General features: G+C 73.4%; 14 protein-coding genes. 6 read left to right on the forward strand and 8 right to left on the reverse strand.

What is annotated here, in order from left to right; genetic code table 11:
* Positions 1–8: 8 nt before the first annotated feature.
* Complete coding sequence (locus tag BLW78_RS05625; RefSeq protein ID WP_091677441.1) at positions 9–1247, reverse strand: HlyD family secretion protein; 1239 nt, start codon at positions 1245–1247, stop codon at positions 9–11.
* A gap of 57 nt (positions 1248–1304) precedes the next feature.
* Between BLW78_RS05625 and BLW78_RS05630 the strand changes: the two genes are divergently transcribed.
* Both BLW78_RS05630 and BLW78_RS05635 read left to right on the forward strand, forming a co-directional pair.
* On the forward strand, positions 1305–2000 hold the full coding sequence (locus BLW78_RS05630) for a TetR/AcrR family transcriptional regulator (protein WP_234080757.1): 696 nt from the start codon (positions 1305–1307) through the stop codon (positions 1998–2000).
* Between the two features lie 210 nt (positions 2001–2210).
* Complete coding sequence (locus BLW78_RS05635) at positions 2211–2921, forward strand: DUF1013 domain-containing protein (protein WP_020093323.1); 711 nt, start codon at positions 2211–2213, stop codon at positions 2919–2921.
* 45 nt (positions 2922–2966) lie between these two features.
* Here BLW78_RS05635 and BLW78_RS05640 read toward each other — a convergent pair whose 3' ends face one another.
* The 3 genes from BLW78_RS05640 to BLW78_RS05650 form a co-directional block, all read right to left on the reverse strand.
* Positions 2967–4316 carry an MFS transporter gene (locus BLW78_RS05640; RefSeq protein WP_091677444.1) on the reverse strand — a complete coding sequence of 450 codons (1350 nt, stop codon included), beginning with the start codon at positions 4314–4316 and terminating at the stop codon, positions 2967–2969.
* Between the two features lie 167 nt (positions 4317–4483).
* The gene (locus tag BLW78_RS05645; protein WP_091677447.1) at positions 4484–5509 is read right to left on the reverse strand and encodes a histone deacetylase family protein; all 1026 of its coding nucleotides are present in this window, start codon (positions 5507–5509) and stop codon (positions 4484–4486) included.
* A gap of 31 nt (positions 5510–5540) precedes the next feature.
* Complete coding sequence (locus BLW78_RS05650; RefSeq protein WP_091677450.1) at positions 5541–7022, reverse strand: HD domain-containing phosphohydrolase; 1482 nt, start codon at positions 7020–7022, stop codon at positions 5541–5543.
* 443 nt (positions 7023–7465) lie between these two features.
* Between BLW78_RS05650 and BLW78_RS05655 the strand changes: the two genes are divergently transcribed.
* Positions 7466–8350 carry a LysR family transcriptional regulator gene (locus BLW78_RS05655; RefSeq protein WP_091677452.1) on the forward strand — a complete coding sequence of 295 codons (885 nt, stop codon included), beginning with the start codon at positions 7466–7468 and terminating at the stop codon, positions 8348–8350.
* Positions 8351–8392: 42 nt separating this feature from the next.
* On the opposite strand, the gene BLW78_RS05660 is transcribed toward BLW78_RS05655, so the two are convergent.
* Both BLW78_RS05660 and BLW78_RS05665 read right to left on the reverse strand, forming a co-directional pair.
* Positions 8393–8680, reverse strand: a complete 288-nt coding sequence (locus BLW78_RS05660; protein WP_091677455.1) for a hypothetical protein — start codon at positions 8678–8680, stop codon at positions 8393–8395.
* A gap of 129 nt (positions 8681–8809) precedes the next feature.
* On the reverse strand, positions 8810–9244 hold the full coding sequence (locus BLW78_RS05665) for a DUF1236 domain-containing protein (RefSeq protein ID WP_091677457.1): 435 nt from the start codon (positions 9242–9244) through the stop codon (positions 8810–8812).
* A 208-nt stretch (positions 9245–9452) separates the two neighbouring features.
* On the opposite strand from BLW78_RS05665, the gene BLW78_RS05670 reads away from it, so the two are divergent.
* On the forward strand, positions 9453–11141 hold the full coding sequence (locus BLW78_RS05670; RefSeq protein ID WP_091677460.1) for a thiamine pyrophosphate-binding protein: 1689 nt from the start codon (positions 9453–9455) through the stop codon (positions 11139–11141).
* Between the two features lie 45 nt (positions 11142–11186).
* Here BLW78_RS05670 and BLW78_RS05675 read toward each other — a convergent pair whose 3' ends face one another.
* Positions 11187–12515, reverse strand: a complete 1329-nt coding sequence (locus BLW78_RS05675) for an Nramp family divalent metal transporter (RefSeq protein WP_020093315.1) — start codon at positions 12513–12515, stop codon at positions 11187–11189.
* Positions 12516–12687: 172 nt separating this feature from the next.
* Here BLW78_RS05675 and mntR point away from each other — a divergent pair, with 172 nt between their 5' ends.
* Positions 12688–13149 (forward strand): manganese-binding transcriptional regulator MntR, encoded by a 462-nt coding sequence (gene mntR, locus BLW78_RS05680; RefSeq protein ID WP_020093314.1) that lies wholly within the window; start codon positions 12688–12690, stop codon positions 13147–13149.
* 80 nt (positions 13150–13229) lie between these two features.
* Here mntR and BLW78_RS05685 read toward each other — a convergent pair whose 3' ends face one another.
* The gene (locus BLW78_RS05685) at positions 13230–14426 is read right to left on the reverse strand and encodes a zinc-binding metallopeptidase family protein (protein WP_026604947.1); all 1197 of its coding nucleotides are present in this window, start codon (positions 14424–14426) and stop codon (positions 13230–13232) included.
* 197 nt (positions 14427–14623) lie between these two features.
* Here BLW78_RS05685 and BLW78_RS05690 point away from each other — a divergent pair, with 197 nt between their 5' ends.
* Entirely contained in the window at positions 14624–17902 is a 3279-nt protein-coding gene (locus BLW78_RS05690; protein ID WP_091677705.1) for a transglutaminase family protein, read from the forward strand.
* Positions 17903–17910 lie beyond the last annotated feature (8 nt).

Genomic DNA, 17910 nt, shown 5'->3' on the forward strand with positions numbered 1-17910 from the left:
GGCCGGACTCATCGGGGCAGGGCCTCGCTGACGAGGGCCGGAGCGGGCCTCGGCCGGGCGGGCCGCACCGGCTCGACCGGATCCTGGGTGTGGACCGTGGCCTCCACCGACAGGCCCGGGCGCAGGCGGGCGATGAGCGGATCCGACGGGTCGAGGGCGACGCGCACCGGCACGCGCTGCACCACCTTGGTGAAGTTGCCGGTGGCGTTCTCCGGCGGCAGCAGCGCGAATTGCGAGCCGGTGCCCGGGGAGAAGCTCTCGATCCGGCCCCGGAACGCGTGGTCGCCGAAGGCGTCGACCGTGAAGGTGACGCGCTGGCCCTCGACCATGCGGCCGGTCTGGGTCTCCTTGAAGTTCGCCACGAGGTAGATGTCGCGGCCCATCGGCACGAGGGTCAGGAGCCCGGTGCCGGCCGAGACGACCTGCCCGATCCGCAGCGCCCGGTCGCCGGCCACGCCGTCGATCGGCGCCACGATGGTGGTGTAGCTCAGGTCGAGCCTCACCCCCTCGACCTTGGCCTGCGCGCCCTCCAGGCTCGCGCGGGTGCTGGCCTCGAGCGCCTTCAGGCTGTCGATCTGCTTCTGCGCGGCGTCGAGCGAGGCGGCGGCCTTGTCGCGGGCGGCGTGGCGCTGGCGCAGGTCGGACTCCGCCTGCTGCTGGCGCTGCACCGTGCCGGACCCGGTCTGCAGCAGGTTCTGGTAGCGGGTGTATTCCTGCTGCGCGAAGGTGAGGGCGGCCTCGGCGTTGGCGAGGTCGGCCCGCGACGAGGCGACCTGCGCCCGCTGCTGGACGATCGCCGAGGCGACGCCCAGGATCTGCGCCCGGTCCTTCTCGACCTCGGCCTCGGCCTGCCTGAGCTGGACCCGGTAGGACCGGTCGTCCAGGCGGGCGATGACGTCCCCGGCCTTCACCGGCTGGTTGTCGCCGACCAGCACCGCCGCGACGGTGCCGGCGATGCGCGGCGCCACCGTGACCTTGTCGGACTGGAGATAGGCGTCGTCGGTCACCTCGAGGAAGCGCCCGACACTCCACCAGTGCCAGCCGTAGGTCCCGGTCCCGCCCAGCGCGAGCAGGCCGAGGAGGGGCAGCACGATCCGCGCGCGGCGGCGGCGCGGCGCCGGTGCGGAGACGGTGGCCGGGACCGGCGCGGAGACCGGGGGCGTGACAGCCGCGGTGGTCGGGGCGGTGACCGGCGCACCCGCGACCGGGTCGGCGCTCTTGAAGCTGTCGCTGCGACGTGCGTCCATCGGGTCTGGCCAGAATCAAAACGGTACGGTATCGTTTTAATAAGACGAACGGCGGTGGTGAGCAAGGAGGATCGCGGGGTGACGGTCACGGAGATCGAGCGGGTGGAGGCGGGACCGCGGCGCGGCGGCCGGCCGACCCGCGCGGAGGCGGCCCGGCGCGAGGCGCACCTGATCGCCGTCGCCACGACCCTGTTCCTGGAGCGCGGCTTCGACGCCACCTCCATCGACGCGGTGGCCGAGGCCGCCGGGATGAGCAAGCCGACGGTCTACGCGCGCTACCGCGACAAGCGGGCCCTGTTCGAGGCGGTCCTGCGCGAGCGGATCGCCGCGTGGCTGGCGCCGCTCTCCGCCGCGGCCGAGGCCCAGGCCGCGCAGGGCGGGAGCGACGACGTCGAGACCGCCCTGGAGGATCTAAGCCGCACCCTGCTGGCCCACGGGCAGTCGCCGGGCGCGGCGATGCTCAAGCGCAACCTCGTGGCCCAGGCGCTGCAGTTCCCCGAGCTCGCCCGCCTCGCCCATGAGGAGGGCTGGCTGCGCGGCGTGCGCGCCGTGGCGCAGCTGCTCGACGCCTTCGCCCGGCGCGGGCGGATCGCCGTGGCGGATCCCGAGATCGCGGCCGACCTGTTCCTCAGCCTCGTCCTCGGCCGGTCATCCCAAGCGACCCTCTACGGCATCGCCACCGACCCGGAGGCGCAGGAGCGGCGGCGGCAGGCGGCGGTGCGGCTGTTCCTCGACGGGGTGCGCCCGCGCTGAGGGCGACCAGTCGGCGCCGGTGATCCGGCCGCCGGTAGAATCGGCACGCCGGGCTCCGAACGGGTCCAACCCGCGATTGCGCCCCTCCCCGCCCGGGCCTATAGTGCGTCATCCCCATTCGACAGCGTGAGACGGGACATCCGGATCGGTCATCCGGAGCCCGCGGCCCGATGCCCGGCCCCCGTCCCGCCAGGCCGGAGCACGAGAAGCATGTCCCAGGGTCCGCTGATGCCGAAGGCGACCGCCGTCTGGCTGGTCGAGAACACCTCGCTCGCCTTCGAGCAGATCGCCGATTTCTGCAAGCTGCACCCGCTGGAGGTGAAGGGCATCGCCGACGGCGAGGTCGCGGCCGGCATCAAGGGGCTCGACCCGGTCTCCACCGGCCAGCTCACCCGCGACGAGATCGAGAAGGCCCAGAAGGCGCCGCACTACAAGCTCAAGCCCGCCGTCTCGAAGGTGAAGCTGCCGGAGGTGAAGCGCACCACCAAGGGCCCGCGCTACACCCCCCTCTCCCGCCGCCAGGACCGGCCGAACGCCATCCTGTGGCTGCTGCGCAACCACCCCGAGCTGAAGGATTCGCAGATCATCCGGCTCGTGGGCACCACCAAGTCGACGATCCAGCAGATCCGCGAGCGCACCCACTGGAACTCGGGCTCGCTCCAGCCGATGGACCCGGTCACCCTCGGCCTGACCACCCAGATCAACCTCGATTTCGAGGTCCAGCGCGCGGCGGCCGACCGCCCGGCCGCGGTGGCGGCCGAATCCGGCGCCTCGCTGCTGCCGACCGAGGTCTCCACGGCCCGCGACGCCGACGAGCGGGACCACGAGGACGATCACGGCGGCCGCGAGGAGCGGCTCGACGCCGATTCGGTCTTCGCCAAGCTCAAGGGCCGGCACCAGGACGAGGACGACGAGGACTAGGACCAGGACCGGCCCCCGCTCCGACCGAGCGGGGGCCGGTCCGACCTATTCCGGCAGCGGCCGGCCCCGCGTCTCCGGCATGAACCACGGCACGACGAGGCCGATCACGTAGACGCTCGACAGGGTCAGCGCCGCCGCGGCGACGCCCCCGAAGGCGGTCACGATCTGGCCGGCCAGGATCGGGAAGATCCAGGCGATCAGCCGCGCGCCGTTGAAGACCGCGCTCGACGCCGTCGCCCGGACCGCCGGGGTGAACAGCTCCGCGAGGTAGATCGCCATCCACGAGAAGGCGAAGCCCAGGGTGAAGAACCCGTTCAGGAAGGCGAGCGCCATGAACGGCACCAGCCCGCCGGTCCAGAGGTAGCAGGCGAGCGACGTGGCGATGCAGCCGGTATAGGTCACGAGCAGGAAGGCGCGGCGCCCGATCGCGTCGGCCACGAAGCCCGAGATCACGTAGGCGGTGATCGCCCCGATATTGTAGACGATGCCCATGCGCGGGCCCCAGACATTGGCCGGCGCGCCCGCGGCCTTGGCGAGCCCCTCCGTGTAGACCGGCAGCCAGGACGAGACCGCCCACCAGCCCACCGTGGTGGCGAAGGACAGGAGCGTGGCGAGGAGGACCCGCCGCCGGCTCTCGGGCTCGCGGAAGATCTCCGTCAGGGAGAACGGGCGCCGCGCGCTCCGCGGGGCCCGGTCCGCGTCCTCCGCGGTGGCCGCCCAGCGCTGCGCCTTGAGCGCCCGCATCCACTGCTCGGATTCCTCCAGCGCCCGGCGCAGGTACAGGCACACGAAGGCCGGCAGCGCGCCCAGCGCGAACAGGATCCGCCAGGATTCCGCGCCCAGGGGCTCGGTGGCGGCGAGCACGGCCCACACGATGGCGGCGAGCACCGCGCCGCCGCCGAAGCCCGATTGCAGGAAGCCGCAGCCCTTCGGGCGGGCCCGGTTCGGCCAGGTCTCGGCCACGAGGGCGATGCCGGTGGACCATTCCGAGCCGATGGCGAGCCCGGTGATGAAGCGCAGGACGGCGAGCTGCGTGAAGCTCTCCGCGAAGGCGGTGAGCCCCGTGAACAGCGCGTAGCCCAGGATCGACACCATCATCATGCGCTTGCGGCCGATGTAGTCGGCCGCGATCCCGCCGATCAGGCCGCCGATCCCCCAGCCGAGCAGCGTGATGCCGATGGCGAGGCCCACGTAGAAGGCCGGCGCCTGGGCCTGCTCGGGGGTGAGGATCGAGGCCAGCGCCGGGCGCAGGGCGTAGACCAGGGCCACCGCCTCGTAGCCGTCGAAGATCCAGCCGAGATAGCTGCCCCACAGGATCCGCCAGTGGCGCCGGGTGAGACCCGCGTGCCACGGTGCGCCGGCCGCCTCGCGCATGCCCACGTCGCCCGCGTCCATCGCCCGCTCCTCCCGCCCGGGACGCGTCTGCGGCGCCCGCCCCGCCCTGATAGGTCGGTTGTGGCATCGGGTCGACCATATCTGGGCGGCCGATCCGGCGCCCCGGCGATCACGATCGCATCACGCCTTCCCATCGCGCCTTCACATCGGCGCCCGCGGCGCGCGGGTCAGCGCGCAGCGTCGAAGGCGGCGAGGAAGGCCGCGAGGTTGTCCGGCAGGGCCGCGCAGAGGTAGCCGCCCTCCTGGACCAGGGCCGTGGGCAGCCCGGCCCGGGCGATCCGCTCCGCCGCCCCGACGAAGCCCCCCCGGGAGACCGCGAGGGCGCCGATCGGGTCGTCCGCGGCGGCGTCGAGGCCGAGCGCCACCACGAGCGCCCGGGGCCGGTGCGCGGCGATCACCGCGAGGCCCGCCTCGACGGCCTCGAGCCAGGGCGCGTCCCCCGAGCCCGGCGGCAGCGGCAGGTTGCGGTTGAACCCCGCCCCCGCCCCGGCGCCGGTCTCGTCGGCGTAGCCGGCGAAGAACGGGAAGTAGTCGGACGGGTCGGCGTGGACCGAGACGGTCAGCACGTCGGCGCGGGCGTAGAAGATCCCCTGCGTGCCGTTGCCGTGATGGACGTCGATGTCGAGGATCGCCACCGGGCCGCCGGTCGCGGCGCGCATCCGCTCGGCCGCGATGGCGCTGTTGTTGAGGAAGCAGAAGCCGCCGGCGGAATCCGCGTAGGCGTGGTGGCCGGGCGGGCGGCACAGGGCGTAGGCGTGCCCCGCCGCCAGCGCAGCGTCGGCGGCCGCGACCGCGCACTGCGCCGATCCGTAGACCGCCGCCCAGGTGCCGGCGCGGATCGGCGTCGAGGTGTCGGCGGTGTAGAGGCCCAGGCGCCCGAGGAGGCCGGCGGGCTTCCGGTGCATCTGCGGCCGGGCGAAGGCCCCGGTCAGGATCTCGTCGCCGATGCCGGGGATCGCGTCCCGGCGCGCCCAGGCCTCGGCCAGGAACGCCACGTAGTCGGGATCGTGCACCGCCCGGATCGGGTCGAGGCCGTGATCGGCCGGCTCGGCGAGGTCGTGGCCGCCCCGGACGGCCGCGTCCCGCAGGATCGCGTAGCGGGCCGCCTGCTCGGGATGCGGGATCGGCGCGCCGCGGCGCATGTAGCGCTCGGGATCGTGCCGGCTCGAATCGGGCGTGTGGACGATGCGCATGCCGGCAGGTTAGGGCCCGCCGGGCCGCGCGTCATCCGCCCGGGACGGCCTCGCGGGGCGCGCCCGCATGGGATGCACCCGCATGGGATGCACCCGCATGGGACGCGCCCGCATGGGACGCGCCCGGATGGGACGGGCTCAGATGAGGTAGACGGTGCCGTCCGCGCGGAAGACCTTCGGGCAGTTCGCCCCGTCCACGAGGCGCTGGGCATCCTCCAGGGAGATCCCGTGCGCCAGGGCGATCTCCGGCAGCGTCTTCCAGGTCGGGGTCATGGTCCGGCTCCGTCCGTGATCCGTGCGGGTCGGGGATCAACGGCGCAAACGCCTCCGGGTTCGCCGACAGGGCCGATGACGGCTCCAGGATCCTGTCGAGGGTGTCGGCGCGCCACCCCGTCGGGTCGGGCGCCGCGGGGGCGACCTCGCGCAGGAGGGTCGGGACCCGGGCCCAGGGTTCCGTGACCGGCCCGGCGCTCGGCCGCATGCCCGCCCGGGTCCGCCCGCCGGCGACGCGGATGTCCGGGAAGCGCGCGCAGAACGCCGCCACGCAGTCGGGGTCGAAATGGCGGCCGCTCTCGGCGCGGATGCAGTCCAGGGCCGCCTCGAAGGGCATCGCGTCCTTGTAGGGCCGCGCCGTGGTCAGGGCGTCGAACACGTCCGCCACCGCGACGATCCGGGCCGAGAGGGGAATGGCGGCGCCGGCGAGCCCGTGCGGGTAGCCGCCGCCGTCCCACTTCTCGTGGTGGAACTCGGCGATCTCCGCGGCCAGCCGGATCAGCTCGGAGGCGCTCCCGCCCAGGATGCGCCGGCCGATCGCGGGGTGCGTCTTGACGAGGTCGAACTCGTCCCGGTCGAGCCGGCCGGGCTTCAGCAGGACGCCGTCCGGGATGCCGACCTTGCCGACATCGTGCAGCGGCGCCGCGAGGTAGAGGTTGCGGCAGATCTCCGGCGCCAGCCCGAGCCCCTCGGCCACGATCTGGCTGTAGCGGGCCACCCGCCACGTGTGATCGCCGGTGTCGTTGTCGCGGTACTCGACCGCCAGCGCGAGGCGGAAGATGATCTCCTCCTCGCGCTCGCGCATGTGGCGCAGGGCGGCCTCCACCTCGCCGTCGAGCCAAGCGGCCTGCTCGGCCAGCCGCCGCACCGCCCGGGCGAGCCGGATCAGGTTGCGCAGGCGGACGGTGAGCTCGACGCCCTGCATGGACTTGTCGAGGAAATCGGTCGCCCCGGCCTCCAGGGCGGCGAGCCGCACCGCGTCCGAGATGTCGCTGGTGACCATCACGATGGGCACCTGGGCGTAGTGCGGGATGGTCCGCATCTGCCGGATGAAGGCGATCCCGTCGATGTCGGGCATGTGGCAGTCGACCAGGACGAGGTCGAAGGCCCGCGTCCGCGCCTCGACCATGGCGGCGACCGGGTCGCCGTGATCGGTGACGGACACGTCGGGCTTGGCCTCCAGCAGCAGGCGCAGCCGCATCCGCATGGTGGCGCTGTCGTCGACGAGGAGCGCGTCCATCAGCGGCTCCCGGGCCGGCGCAGGCGATCCCGGGGCGGCCGCCGGACCGGGTATGTCGACACAGGAACCATCGCCGCGACGCCTCGCAAGACTGTCGAGCAGCATTGAAGGATGCGGCATTAACGGGCGGTAAATCGTCGTTCTCGGCTATATTGAGGAGATTTACTTTACTCGGAGCCTTGGCGGGTGCGAATTCGGGTCTTCGTTTGTCGGAGACCGGTGGGGCCGCGACGATCGACCCGCGGAGAGTTGGCTTCGCCCGCTCCGGGGCGCCTGAGGGATCGGCGTGTCTGTAACCGGGATCGCCGCGGCGGCCCCGGCGCGGCCCCGGGATGGCGGGGTTGACGCGGTCGCCAAGCCCCCCGACGGAGACGCGGATCAGGACGGGTCCCGGGCGGCCCGGGACGCGCCGGCCGGACGGCGCGGCGGGAGGCGCCTTCGCGATGATGCGGTTCGATCTCGTCGATCTCGGCCTGTTCCGGCACGTGGTCGAGGCCGGCTCGATCACCCACGGGGCCGCGCGGGCGAACCTCGCCCTGGCGGCCGCCTCGACGCGGATCCGGCTGATGGAGGAATCCCTCGGCGCCGCCCTGCTGACCCGGGGCCGGCAGGGCGTCAGCCCGACCCCGGCCGGGCGCGCGCTCCTCGTCCATGCCCGGGAGGTCCTGGCCGGGGTGGAGCGCCTGCGCGAGGAGATGGCGGCCTTCTCGGGGAGCGCCTTCGGGCAGATCCGGGTGCTGGCCAACACCAACGCGCTCACCGAATTCCTGCCGGAGGCGCTCTCGGCCTTCCTGGCCGATCACCCCGGGATCGGCGTCGAGATCGACGAGCGCACCTCCGAGGAGATCGTCGGTCTGGTGGCCGAGGGGGCGGCCGATCTCGGCATCCTGTCCGGCACGGTGGATACCGGCTCGCTGCAGACCTTCCCGTTCCGGGAGGACCGGTTCGTGCTGGTGGCGGCCCGGGACCATCCCCTGGCCGCGCGCGGGACCATCCCGTTCGCCGAGGTGCTCGGCCACGACCTCGTCGGCCTCGACCGGCGCAGCGCCATCAGCCGCTTCCTCGTCGCCCAGGCGGTGCGCGAGGGGCGGCCGATGCGCCTGCGGGTCCAGCTCCGGGACTTCGACGCCGTCTGCCGGCTCGTCGAGGCGCGGGTCGGGCTGGCGATCCTGCCGGAGAGCGCCGCCGCCCGCGCCGCGCAGGGCCTCGCCCTCGCGGTGGTGCCCCTCGCCGACGCCTGGGCGCGGCGCGACCTGACCCTGTGCCTGCGCGACCTCGACGGGTTGCCGCCGTTCATCCGGGCCTTCGTGGCGGAGCTGCGCGCCTGAGCGGAACCCGCCCCGCCGCGGACGGGCCCGCGCGCGGCGACGTCAGCGCCACCGCTCGTCCGTGCAGGCCAGCAGGTAGACGACGTGCATGCAGCGCGCCTGGGCGGCCTGCGAGGGCGCGTCGCCCATGCAGGCGCGCATCCCGACGGAGAGCAGGTCGCGATCGACGTCCTGATTGCGCGCGCAGGTGAAGATCGGCTGGAAACCCTCGAACCGGCTCACCTGCCAGAAGATGACCATGACCGCGAGCAGGCAGAAGATGCAGACCAGGATCCGGCTGTCGTAGAACCAGTGCCGCCGTCCGGCATCCGCGGCGTCGCGCGCGCTCATCCCGTCACCAGGCCCGTCACCAGGCCCGTCACCGGGAGCGCCGACGGGAGCACCGCCCGGATCCCCATCCTTCTCGGCATCGGCTCGCCCTCTCCCTCGCGCCGGATCCCCGGCCGGCCGCCCGGGCCGTCAGTCGATCACCTCCACGATCCGGCGCGAGCGCGGGTCGACGAGGACCGGGTGGTCGTTGACGATCGTGTAGCTGTAATCCGGCAGAGCGAACTCCCGCGGGACATCGTAGTACACGATGCCGTCCTCCGGGAGCACCGTGCCGACCCGCACGGGTCCCGCGAGCGCGATGGAGGGGCGGCGCTCGCCGCGGGCGTAGATGCGGAACCGCTCCCGCCGGTCGACGCCGAGGATGCCGTTGGCGGTGCCCACGGCCGCCCCGATCGCGCCGCCGACGATCGCCCCGAGGGGGCCCGCCATCTCCTCGCCGCGCGAGGCGCCCTCCTGGGCCCCGCGCTCGAGCCCCTGCGCCCGCGCGTCCGCGGCGAGGCCCAGGAGGGCTATCGGGGGAGCCACCAGGGTGGCGAGGAGCGCGAGGGGCGCCGCGATCCGCATGATGTGTCGTCCTGGTCGGTGGCGTGGATCGGCAGGCCTGCGCCCGGGGGCGCGGGCGCGTCCCGGCCGGAGGCTACGCCGAAAAGCCTGCCGATCGGTTGCCGATCGGTCGCCGCCCGGCGCGGGGCGGCGGGGGGGGGCGGTGCCGGCATTGCCCCGGTCCGCCCATGGGGTAGCCTCCGGCTGATTCCGTCGGAGAGGACAGGGCATGCCGATCGAGACCGTGGAGACCGCCGGCCGCCGCCGGGGCGCCGACCTCTTGGTGGAGGTGCTGCGCTCGGAGGGCGTGCGCTACATCTTCGGCAATCCCGGCACCACCGAGTTGCCGCTCATCGACGCGCTCACCGAGGCGCCGGACATCGCCTACATCCTCGCCTTGCAGGAGGCGACCGCCGTGGCGATGGCGGACGGCTACGCGCAGGGCGCCCGCCGGCCCGCCTTCCTCAACCTGCACACGGCGGGCGGCCTCGGCCACGCCATGGGCGGGCTGGTGAATTCCCAGGTCTCCGGCACGCCGCTGGTGGTCACCGCCGGGCAGCAGGATCTCCGCCACGCCCTGACCGACCCGCTGCTGATGGGCGACCTCGTCGCCATCGCCGACCCGGTGATGAAGTGGGCCCGCGAGGTGACGAGCCCGGACCAGATCCCGATCCTGCTGCGCCGGGCCTTCCACGACGCGGGGGCCGCCCCCTCCGGGCCGGTCTTCCTGTCCCTGCCCATGGACGTGATGGAGGCGCTGTCGGCGGTGCCGGCCGGCGAGACCTCGACCATCGACCAGCGGGCCGTGGCGGGCTCCCTCGACCGCCTCGCGGAGAAGCTCGCCGCCATCGCGCCGGGCCGCCTCGCGCTGATCGCGGGCGACGAGATCGACGCCTCGGACGCCTCGGCGCAGATGGTGGCGCTCGCCGACCTGCTGGCGGCGCCGGTCTACGGCTCGTCCTGGCCGGCCCACATCCCCTTCCCCACCGCGCACCCGCTCTGGGCCGGGAACCTGCCGACCCGGGCCGACGCCATCGCCGACATCCTCGGGCGCTACGACGCGGTGTTCGCGCTCGGCGGCAAGTCGCTGATCACCGTGCTCTACTCGGAGGTCTCGGCGGTGCCGCCGGGGGTGCAGGTGTTCCAGCTCTCGGCGGACGTGCGCGACCTCGGGCGCACCTACGCCACCTGCCTGTCGACGGTGGGCGACATCCGCGCCTCCCTCGACGCCCTGCTGCCGCTGCTCGCGCCCCGCCTCGCCGACCGGGCCGACGCCTTCGCGGGCCTGCGCGCCCAGGCGGTGACCGCCCGGGCCGAGCGCCGGGCGAAGCTCGCCGCCGCCGCCGACGCGGCCTTCGAGGATCCGGTGATCGCGCCGCTGGTCGCCGCCCGGGAGGTCGCCCGCGCGGTCGGGGCCGAGACCACCATCGTGGACGAGGCGCCCGCGACGCTCACCCACCTGCGCACCTTCCTCGACAGCCCCTCCGCGCACCAGTACGCGGCGATGCGCGGCGGCGTGCTCGGCTGGGGCATGCCGGCCGCGGTCGGCTTCTCCCTCGGGCTCGACCGGGCGCCCGTGGTCTGCGTGGTCGGCGACGGGGCCGCGCTGTACTCGCCGCAGGCCCTCTGGACGGCGGCGCACGAGAAGCTGCCGGTCACCTTCGTGGTGATCAACAACGCCGAGTACAACATCCTCAAGACCTTCATGAAGGGCCAGGCGCACTACGCCTCGGTGCGCGCCAACCGCTTCATCGCCATGGACCTCACCGACCCGCGGATCGACTTCCCGGCGCTGGCCGCCTCGATGGGCGTGCCCGCCCGGCGGGTGACCCGGGCGGCCGACATCGCCCCGGCGATCGAGGCCGGGATCCGGTCGGGGGGCGCCAACCTCGTGGAGGTGGTGGTGCGGGCGACCTGAGCGGGGCCGTCGTCAGGGCTGCCGGTGGATCTGCCGGCGAAGCTCTCACTCCAGCCCCGGCACCGGCACCCCGAAGGCGACCGCCAGCAGCACCATGTTGAGGGCGAGCACCAGGGCGGCCCCCGCCACGGCCGCGGCCTGGGTGAGCGGCCCGTTGGCGAAGGGGCCCATCACGCTGCGGCGCCGGGTGAACACCACCAGGGCCACCATCGGCACCGGCAGGGCGAGTGACAGCACCACCTGCGACAGGACCAGCGCCTGCGTCGGGTCGACGCCGATCGCCACCACCGCGAAGGCCGGCAGCATGGTCACGAGCCGGCGGACGAGGAGCGGGATGCGCCAGCCGGTGAAGCCCTGCATCACCAATTGCCCGGCGAGCGTGCCCACCACCGAGGAGGAGATCCCGGATGCGAGCAGCGACACCAGGAAGGCCGCCCCCGCGGCGGGCCCGAGGAGCGGCGTCAGGGTGCGGTAGGCCTCGCCGATCTCCGCCACCTCGCTGTGGCCGACGTGGAAGGCGGCCGCCGCCATGATCACCATCGCCATGTTGACGAGGCCCGCCAGCAGCAGCGCCACCACCACCTCGCGGTTCGAGTAGCGGACCAGCAGGCGCCGGTCGGCCTCGGTGCGGGGATTGCCCCGGCCCTGGGTCAGGCCCGAATGCAGGAACAGCGCGTGCGGCATCACGGTGGCGCCGATGATCCCGACCGCGATGGTGAGCGCCTGCGCGTCCGGGATCCGCGGGGTGACGAGGCCCTTGGCGGCCTCGCCCCAGGCCACGGGCGCGATCAGGAGCTCGACCGCGTAGCAGAGGCCGATCGTGCCGACCATCGCGCCGATGGCGATCTCCAGCGGCCGGAAGCCCTCGTGCTCCAGGAGCAGGATCGCGTAGGTGACCACCGCGGTGATCGCCATGCCGGCCATGAGCGGCATGCCGGTGAGCAGCGACAGGCCGATCGCGCCGCCGAGGAACTCCGCGAGGTCGGTCGCCATGGCGGCGACCTCGCTGATGCCCCACAGGGCGAGGCGCACCGGCCGCGTTGTCGCGTCCCGGCAGTGCTCGGCGAGGTTCTTGCCCGTGACGATGCCGAGCTTGGCCGACAGGGCCTGGAACAGCATCGCCGTCAGGTTCGCGAGCAGCACCACCCAGAGCAGGCCGTAGCCGTAGCGGGCGCCGGCCTGGATGTTGGTCGCGAAATTGCCCGGGTCCATGTAGGCGATCGACGCCGTCACGGCGGGGCCGGCGAACAGCAGGAACCGGGCCCGGCCGCCGGGACGGCCGTCGAGGACGTCGCGGATGGCGCCCTCGGTCCGCCGGCTCATCGCCCCGGGCGCGGCGCGCCCGGGGGCCGTCGCGGCGTTCGGCGCCACCATGCTCAACCCTCTCCTCAAAGATATAGCGGAGGCTATATTCAGGGTTCGCGGCCAGGATTCAAGGGGCCGGCAGCGGCCGCCGGTATCGGCCCCGCGGGACTCCCCTCGAGGTGGCGGTGTTTGCTAGACAGGGGTCGGGGCGGCCCGCGCGAGCCGCGGTGGGGGAGAGCCGATGCAGGAACCGTCCGAGCCGGGCTCGCCCGAGACCGCGCTGGTCGATCCCGAGCGCCACGTGGAGAGCTTCCGCCAGGCCCGCGAGGCCCGGCGCTCGGAACTCGTGGAGGATTACGTCGAGCTGATCGACGACCTGATCGGCGACGGCGGCGAGGCGCGGCAGGTGGACATCGCGGCCCGGCTCGGCGTGGCGCAGCCGACCGTCGCCAAGATGCTGAAACGCCTGTGCGAGGACGGGTTCGTCCAGCAGCGGCCCTATCGCGGCGTGTTCCTGACCGAGGCCGGCCGCCGGCTCGCCGCCCAGGCCCGGGAGCGCCACCGCATCGTCGAGCGCTTCCTGTGCGCGCTGGGGGTGAGCCCCGAGACCGCGCGGCGGGACGCGGAGGGGATCGAGCACCACGTCAGCGCCGAGACGCTCGCGGCGTTCCGCGCCTTCGCGGAGCGGCACGGGGGGGCGTGAGGCGCCCCTCCGACCGTCGTCGCCTCGCGCCGCTCGCGGAGACGCTCGCAGAGACGTTGTGTCTGCCGCGACCGCCACCCTCACGCCGTCGGCGCCGCCACCTTCTGGCGCAGGCCCAGGATCACCGCGCGGAGCATCTCGGCGCCCGCCGCGCCGGCATCCGGCAGGGTGCCGGTGCGGGAGGCGTAGACCCGCTCGTGCACGAAGGCGAGCTTGGCGATCACCGCGGGTGTCAGCTTGAACGGGTAGAGCGCCGGCTGGCCCATGCTGTGGGACAGCGAGTTGATCGCGTAGGTGAGCGGCAGCCACGCGGCGATCAGCCGGTCGAGGTCGGCCGTGTTGTACGGGTCGAAGTCGATCACGGTCGGCGCCTGCGGCCCGGAAGGCCCCCGCTGGCGCAGGCGCGGGCGCACGTGCAGCTCGAAGGTCGAGGCGGTCTCCACCGTGTCGACGATGTGCAGGTAATGCGCGAAGGTCTCGGCGAAATCCTCCCACGGATGGGCCGTAGCGTAGGCCGAGACGTAGGCCTCGTCCCAGTCGGCGGGGGCGCCCCTCGCGTAGTGGTCCTGCAGGGCCTGGACGTAGTCGCGGCGCTCGTCGCCGAACAGCGCCCGGAAGGCGTCCCAGTCGGGGCTGTTCAGCACCAGCAGGTACCAGAAGTAATGCCCGATCTCATGCCGGAAATGGCCGAGCAGCGTGCGGTAATGCTCGCCGAACAGGATCCGGCGGCGCTCCCGCTCGACGTCGTCGGCCTCGGCGATGTTCATGGTGATCAGGCCGTTGATGTGGCCCGTCAGCACCGGCGGCCCGCCGGAGACGCTCTCGGACGGGTCGACCAGGAAGTCGAAGGCCAGCCCGTCCGTGTACTGGGCGCGGGTGGCGAGCGGCAGTTCCAGGCGCAGCAGCGAGTAGAACAGCCGGTGCTTGGCCGCCTCGATCTGGCGCCAGCGGGCGAGGTTCCAAGGCTGCGACAGGTCCGGCACCACGCGGTTGTGGCGGCAGGCGGTGCAGTAGATGTCGGGGCTGTCCTCCGGCACCAGCCAGTTGCAGGCCTGCGCGAGGGCGTTGTTGCACAGCCGGTAGCGCCGGCCGGGATCCGCGTAGGCGTGGAAGATCTGCGCGCCGCCCATCAGCGGGTGGGCCGAGAGCCCCTGCGGCTCCAGCGCCGAGACCTCGTGGACCGCGCAGGCGTAGCCCAGCGGCCGCGCGCAGCTCTCGCAGGCGGTCGCCTCGAAGGTGACCGGCTGGTCGCAGGCCTGGCACTGGAAGATCTTCATCGCGCAGTCCCGGGCCGGCGGCCGGCCCACCTGCCGGTCAAGCGGGGCCGGGCGGCAAAGTTCCTGCCAGCGGCCCGGACGGCCGGGCGACGCACGGAAATTGCTTGTTGCGCGATCCGTGTCGCATAACCGTGCGGTGGGCGCCGGCGCCAGGGACCGGCAGCGCGACCGCGTTCGATCCTTTCGACGGAGCCATCGTGTCGATCAGAGCCGCCCTGCACCACGTCACGCATTACCGCTACGACCGGCCGATCAGCCTGGGCCCCCAGGTGATCCGCCTGCGCCCGGCCCCCCACGCCCGTACCAAGGTCCCGGCCTACGCGCTCACGGTGACGCCCGCCAACCACTTCCTGAACTGGCAACAGGATCCGAGCGGCAACTGGCTCGCCCGCCTGGTCTTCCCCGAGAAGACCGACGAGCTGAGGATCGAGGTCGACCTCACGGCCGACATGGCGGTGATCAACCCGTTCGACTTCTTCGTGGAGGATTACGCCCAGGTCCGGCCCTTCGCGTACGACCCCGCCCTCGCTGGGGAGCTGGCCCCGTATCTCACGCCCGTCGACGCGGATTGTCCCGAGATGGAGGCGCTGCTGGCCCGTCTCCCGGAGGAGACCAGCACGGTCCAGTTCCTGGTGGCGCTGAACGGCCTGATCGCCCGGGAGACCGCCTACGGCGTCCGCATGGAGCCGGGCGTGCAGACCCCCGCCGAGACCCTGCGGCTGAAGAGCGGCTCCTGCCGCGACTCGGCGTGGCTGCTCGTGCAGGTGCTGCGCCGGATCGGCCTCGCCGCCCGGTTCGTCTCCGGCTACCTGATCCAGCTCGTGCCCGACACGACCGCGGTCGACGGGCCGACCGGCGCGTCGGCGGACTTCACCGACCTGCACGCCTGGGCCGAGGTCTACCTGCCGGGCGCCGGCTGGGTCGGCATGGACGCCACGTCGGGCCTGCTCACCGGCGAGGGCCACATCCCGCTCGCCGCGACGCCGCACTACCACTCGGCCGCGCCGATCTCGGGGGCGATGGAGCCGGCCGAGACCACCTTCGACTTCGCGATGACGATCACCCGCGTCGCCGAGACGCCGCGGATCACCAAGCCGTTCTCGGAGGACGTCTGGACCGCCATGGACGCGCTGGGCGAGCGGGTCGACGCCGACCTCGCCGCGCAGGACGTGCGGCTGACCATGGGCGGCGAGCCGACCTTCGTGTCGGTGGACGATTTCGAATCGCCCGAGTGGAACATCGCGGCCGTCGGCCCGACCAAGCGCGGGCTCGCCGACCAGCTGATCCGGCGCCTGCGCGACCGGTTCGGCCCGGGGGGGCTGCTCCATTACGGTCAGGGCAAGTGGTATCCCGGCGAGAGCCTGCCCCGCTGGGCCTTCGCGCTCTACTGGCGCAAGGACGGCAAGCCGATCTGGCGCGACCCGGACCTGATCGCGCCGGAGGTGGCCGCCGGGGAGGCGGGGCACGCCACCATCGCGCAGGCCGAGGCGCTCGCCGACGCGCTGGCCCGCCGCCTCGGCCTCGCCGACTACGTCTTCCCGGCCTTCGAGGACGGGGAGCTCTGGGAGCGGAAGACCGCGGCGCTGCCGGTCAACGTCACGCCGGCCGACGCCAAGTCGGGCTCGGTGGAGTTCGACGCCCGGATCAGGCGGGTCTACGCGCGGGGCCTCGGGGAGGCGGCCGGCTACGTCCTGCCGCTGGCGAGCCTGCCCACCGGCAAGGGCGGCGAGGCCGACCGCGTCTGGATCTCGGAGAAGTGGGACTTCCGGCGCGGCGCCGCCTTCCTGGTGCCGGGGGACTCGCCGGTGGGCTTCCGCCTGCCGCTGTCGTCCCTGCCCTACGTGCCGCCGGAGCACTATCCTTACTACCAGCCGCAGGATCCCCTGGACCCCCGCGCCGCCCTCCCCGACGGACACCCCGGCGCCGCGGTGGTCAACGGCGCCGGCGTCACCGGCGTGGCGGTGCGCACGGCCCTGTCGTTCGAGCCCCGGGACGGGGTGGTGCGGGTGTTCATGCCGCCGGTGCAGCGCGCCGACGAGTATCTCGAACTCGCCGGCCACCTGGAGGCGGCCGCCGCCGCGCTGAAGCTGCCGATCCACCTCGAGGGCTACGAGCCGCCCTACGACCCGCGGATCGGCGTCATCAAGGTGACGCCCGATCCCGGCGTGATCGAGGTGAACGTCCACCCGGCCGCCTCGTGGCGGGAGGCGGTCGCCATCACCGCCGACCTCTACGCCGAGGCCCGCCAGACCCGGCTCGGCGCGGAAAAGTTCATGACCGACGGGCGCCACACCGGCACCGGCGGCGGCAACCACGTGGTCATGGGCGGCGTCACGCCGGACGATTCCCCGTTCCTGCGCCGGCCCGACCTGCTCAAGAGCCTCGTGCTCTACTGGCAGCGCCACCCCGCGCTCTCGTACCTGTTCTCGGGCCTCTATATCGGGCCCACGAGCCAGGCGCCGCGCATGGACGAGGCCCGCCACGACGGGCTCTACGAGCTGGAGATCGCGCTGGCCCAGGTGCCGGCCCCGGACGCGCCCAACATCCCGCGCTGGCTCGTCGACCGGATCTTCCGCAACATCCTCGTCGACGTCACCGGCAATACCCACCGGGCCGAGATCTGCATCGACAAGCTGTACTCGCCGGACGGCCCGACCGGGCGCCTCGGCCTCCTGGAGTTCCGCGCCTTCGAGATGCCGCCGGACGCGCGGATGAGCCTCGCGCAGCAGCTCCTGCTCCGCGCCCTCGTGGCGTGGCTGTGGCGCGAGCCGCAGACCGGCGGCTGTGTCCGCTGGGGCACGAACCTCCACGATCGGTTCATGCTGCCGCATTTCCTCTGGTCCGACTTCCTCGCGGTGCTGGAGGATCTCCGGGCGGCGGGGTACGATTTCGATCCGGTCGCCTTCGAGGCGCAGGCCCTGTTCCGGTTCCCGGTCTTCGGCACGGTCGAGCAGGGCGGGGTCCGGATGGAACTCCGCCAGGCGCTGGAGCCCTGGCACGTGATGGGCGAGGAAGGGACCAGCGGGGGCACCGTGCGCTTCGTGGACAGCTCGGTCGAGCGGCTGCAGGTCAGGGTCGAGGGCTTCGTGCCCGAGCGGCACGTCATCGCCTGCAACGGCCGCCGCCTGCCCATGACCTCCACCGGCCGCGGCGGCGAGGCCGTGGCGGGCCTGCGCTTCAAGGCGTGGCAGCCGGCCTCCTCCCTGCATCCGACGATCCCCGCGCACTCGCCGCTGACCTTCGACATCCTCGACGCCTGGAGCGGCCGCTCCCTCGGCGGCTGCCGCTACCACGTCGCCCATCCGGGCGGGCGCAACTACGAGACCCACCCGGTCAACGCCTACGAGGCGGAGGGGCGGCGCCTCGCCCGGTTCCAGCCGAACGGCCACACGCCGGGCCGGCTGGAGATGCCCCGCCCGGAATCGAGCGCCGAGTTCCCGCTGACCCTCGACCTGCGGACGCCGGCCCCGCAATGACCCGCGAT

Origin of the sequence: Methylobacterium sp. 275MFSha3.1 (assembly GCF_900108435.1) — a bacterium.
Classification (GTDB): domain Bacteria; phylum Pseudomonadota; class Alphaproteobacteria; order Rhizobiales; family Beijerinckiaceae; genus Methylobacterium.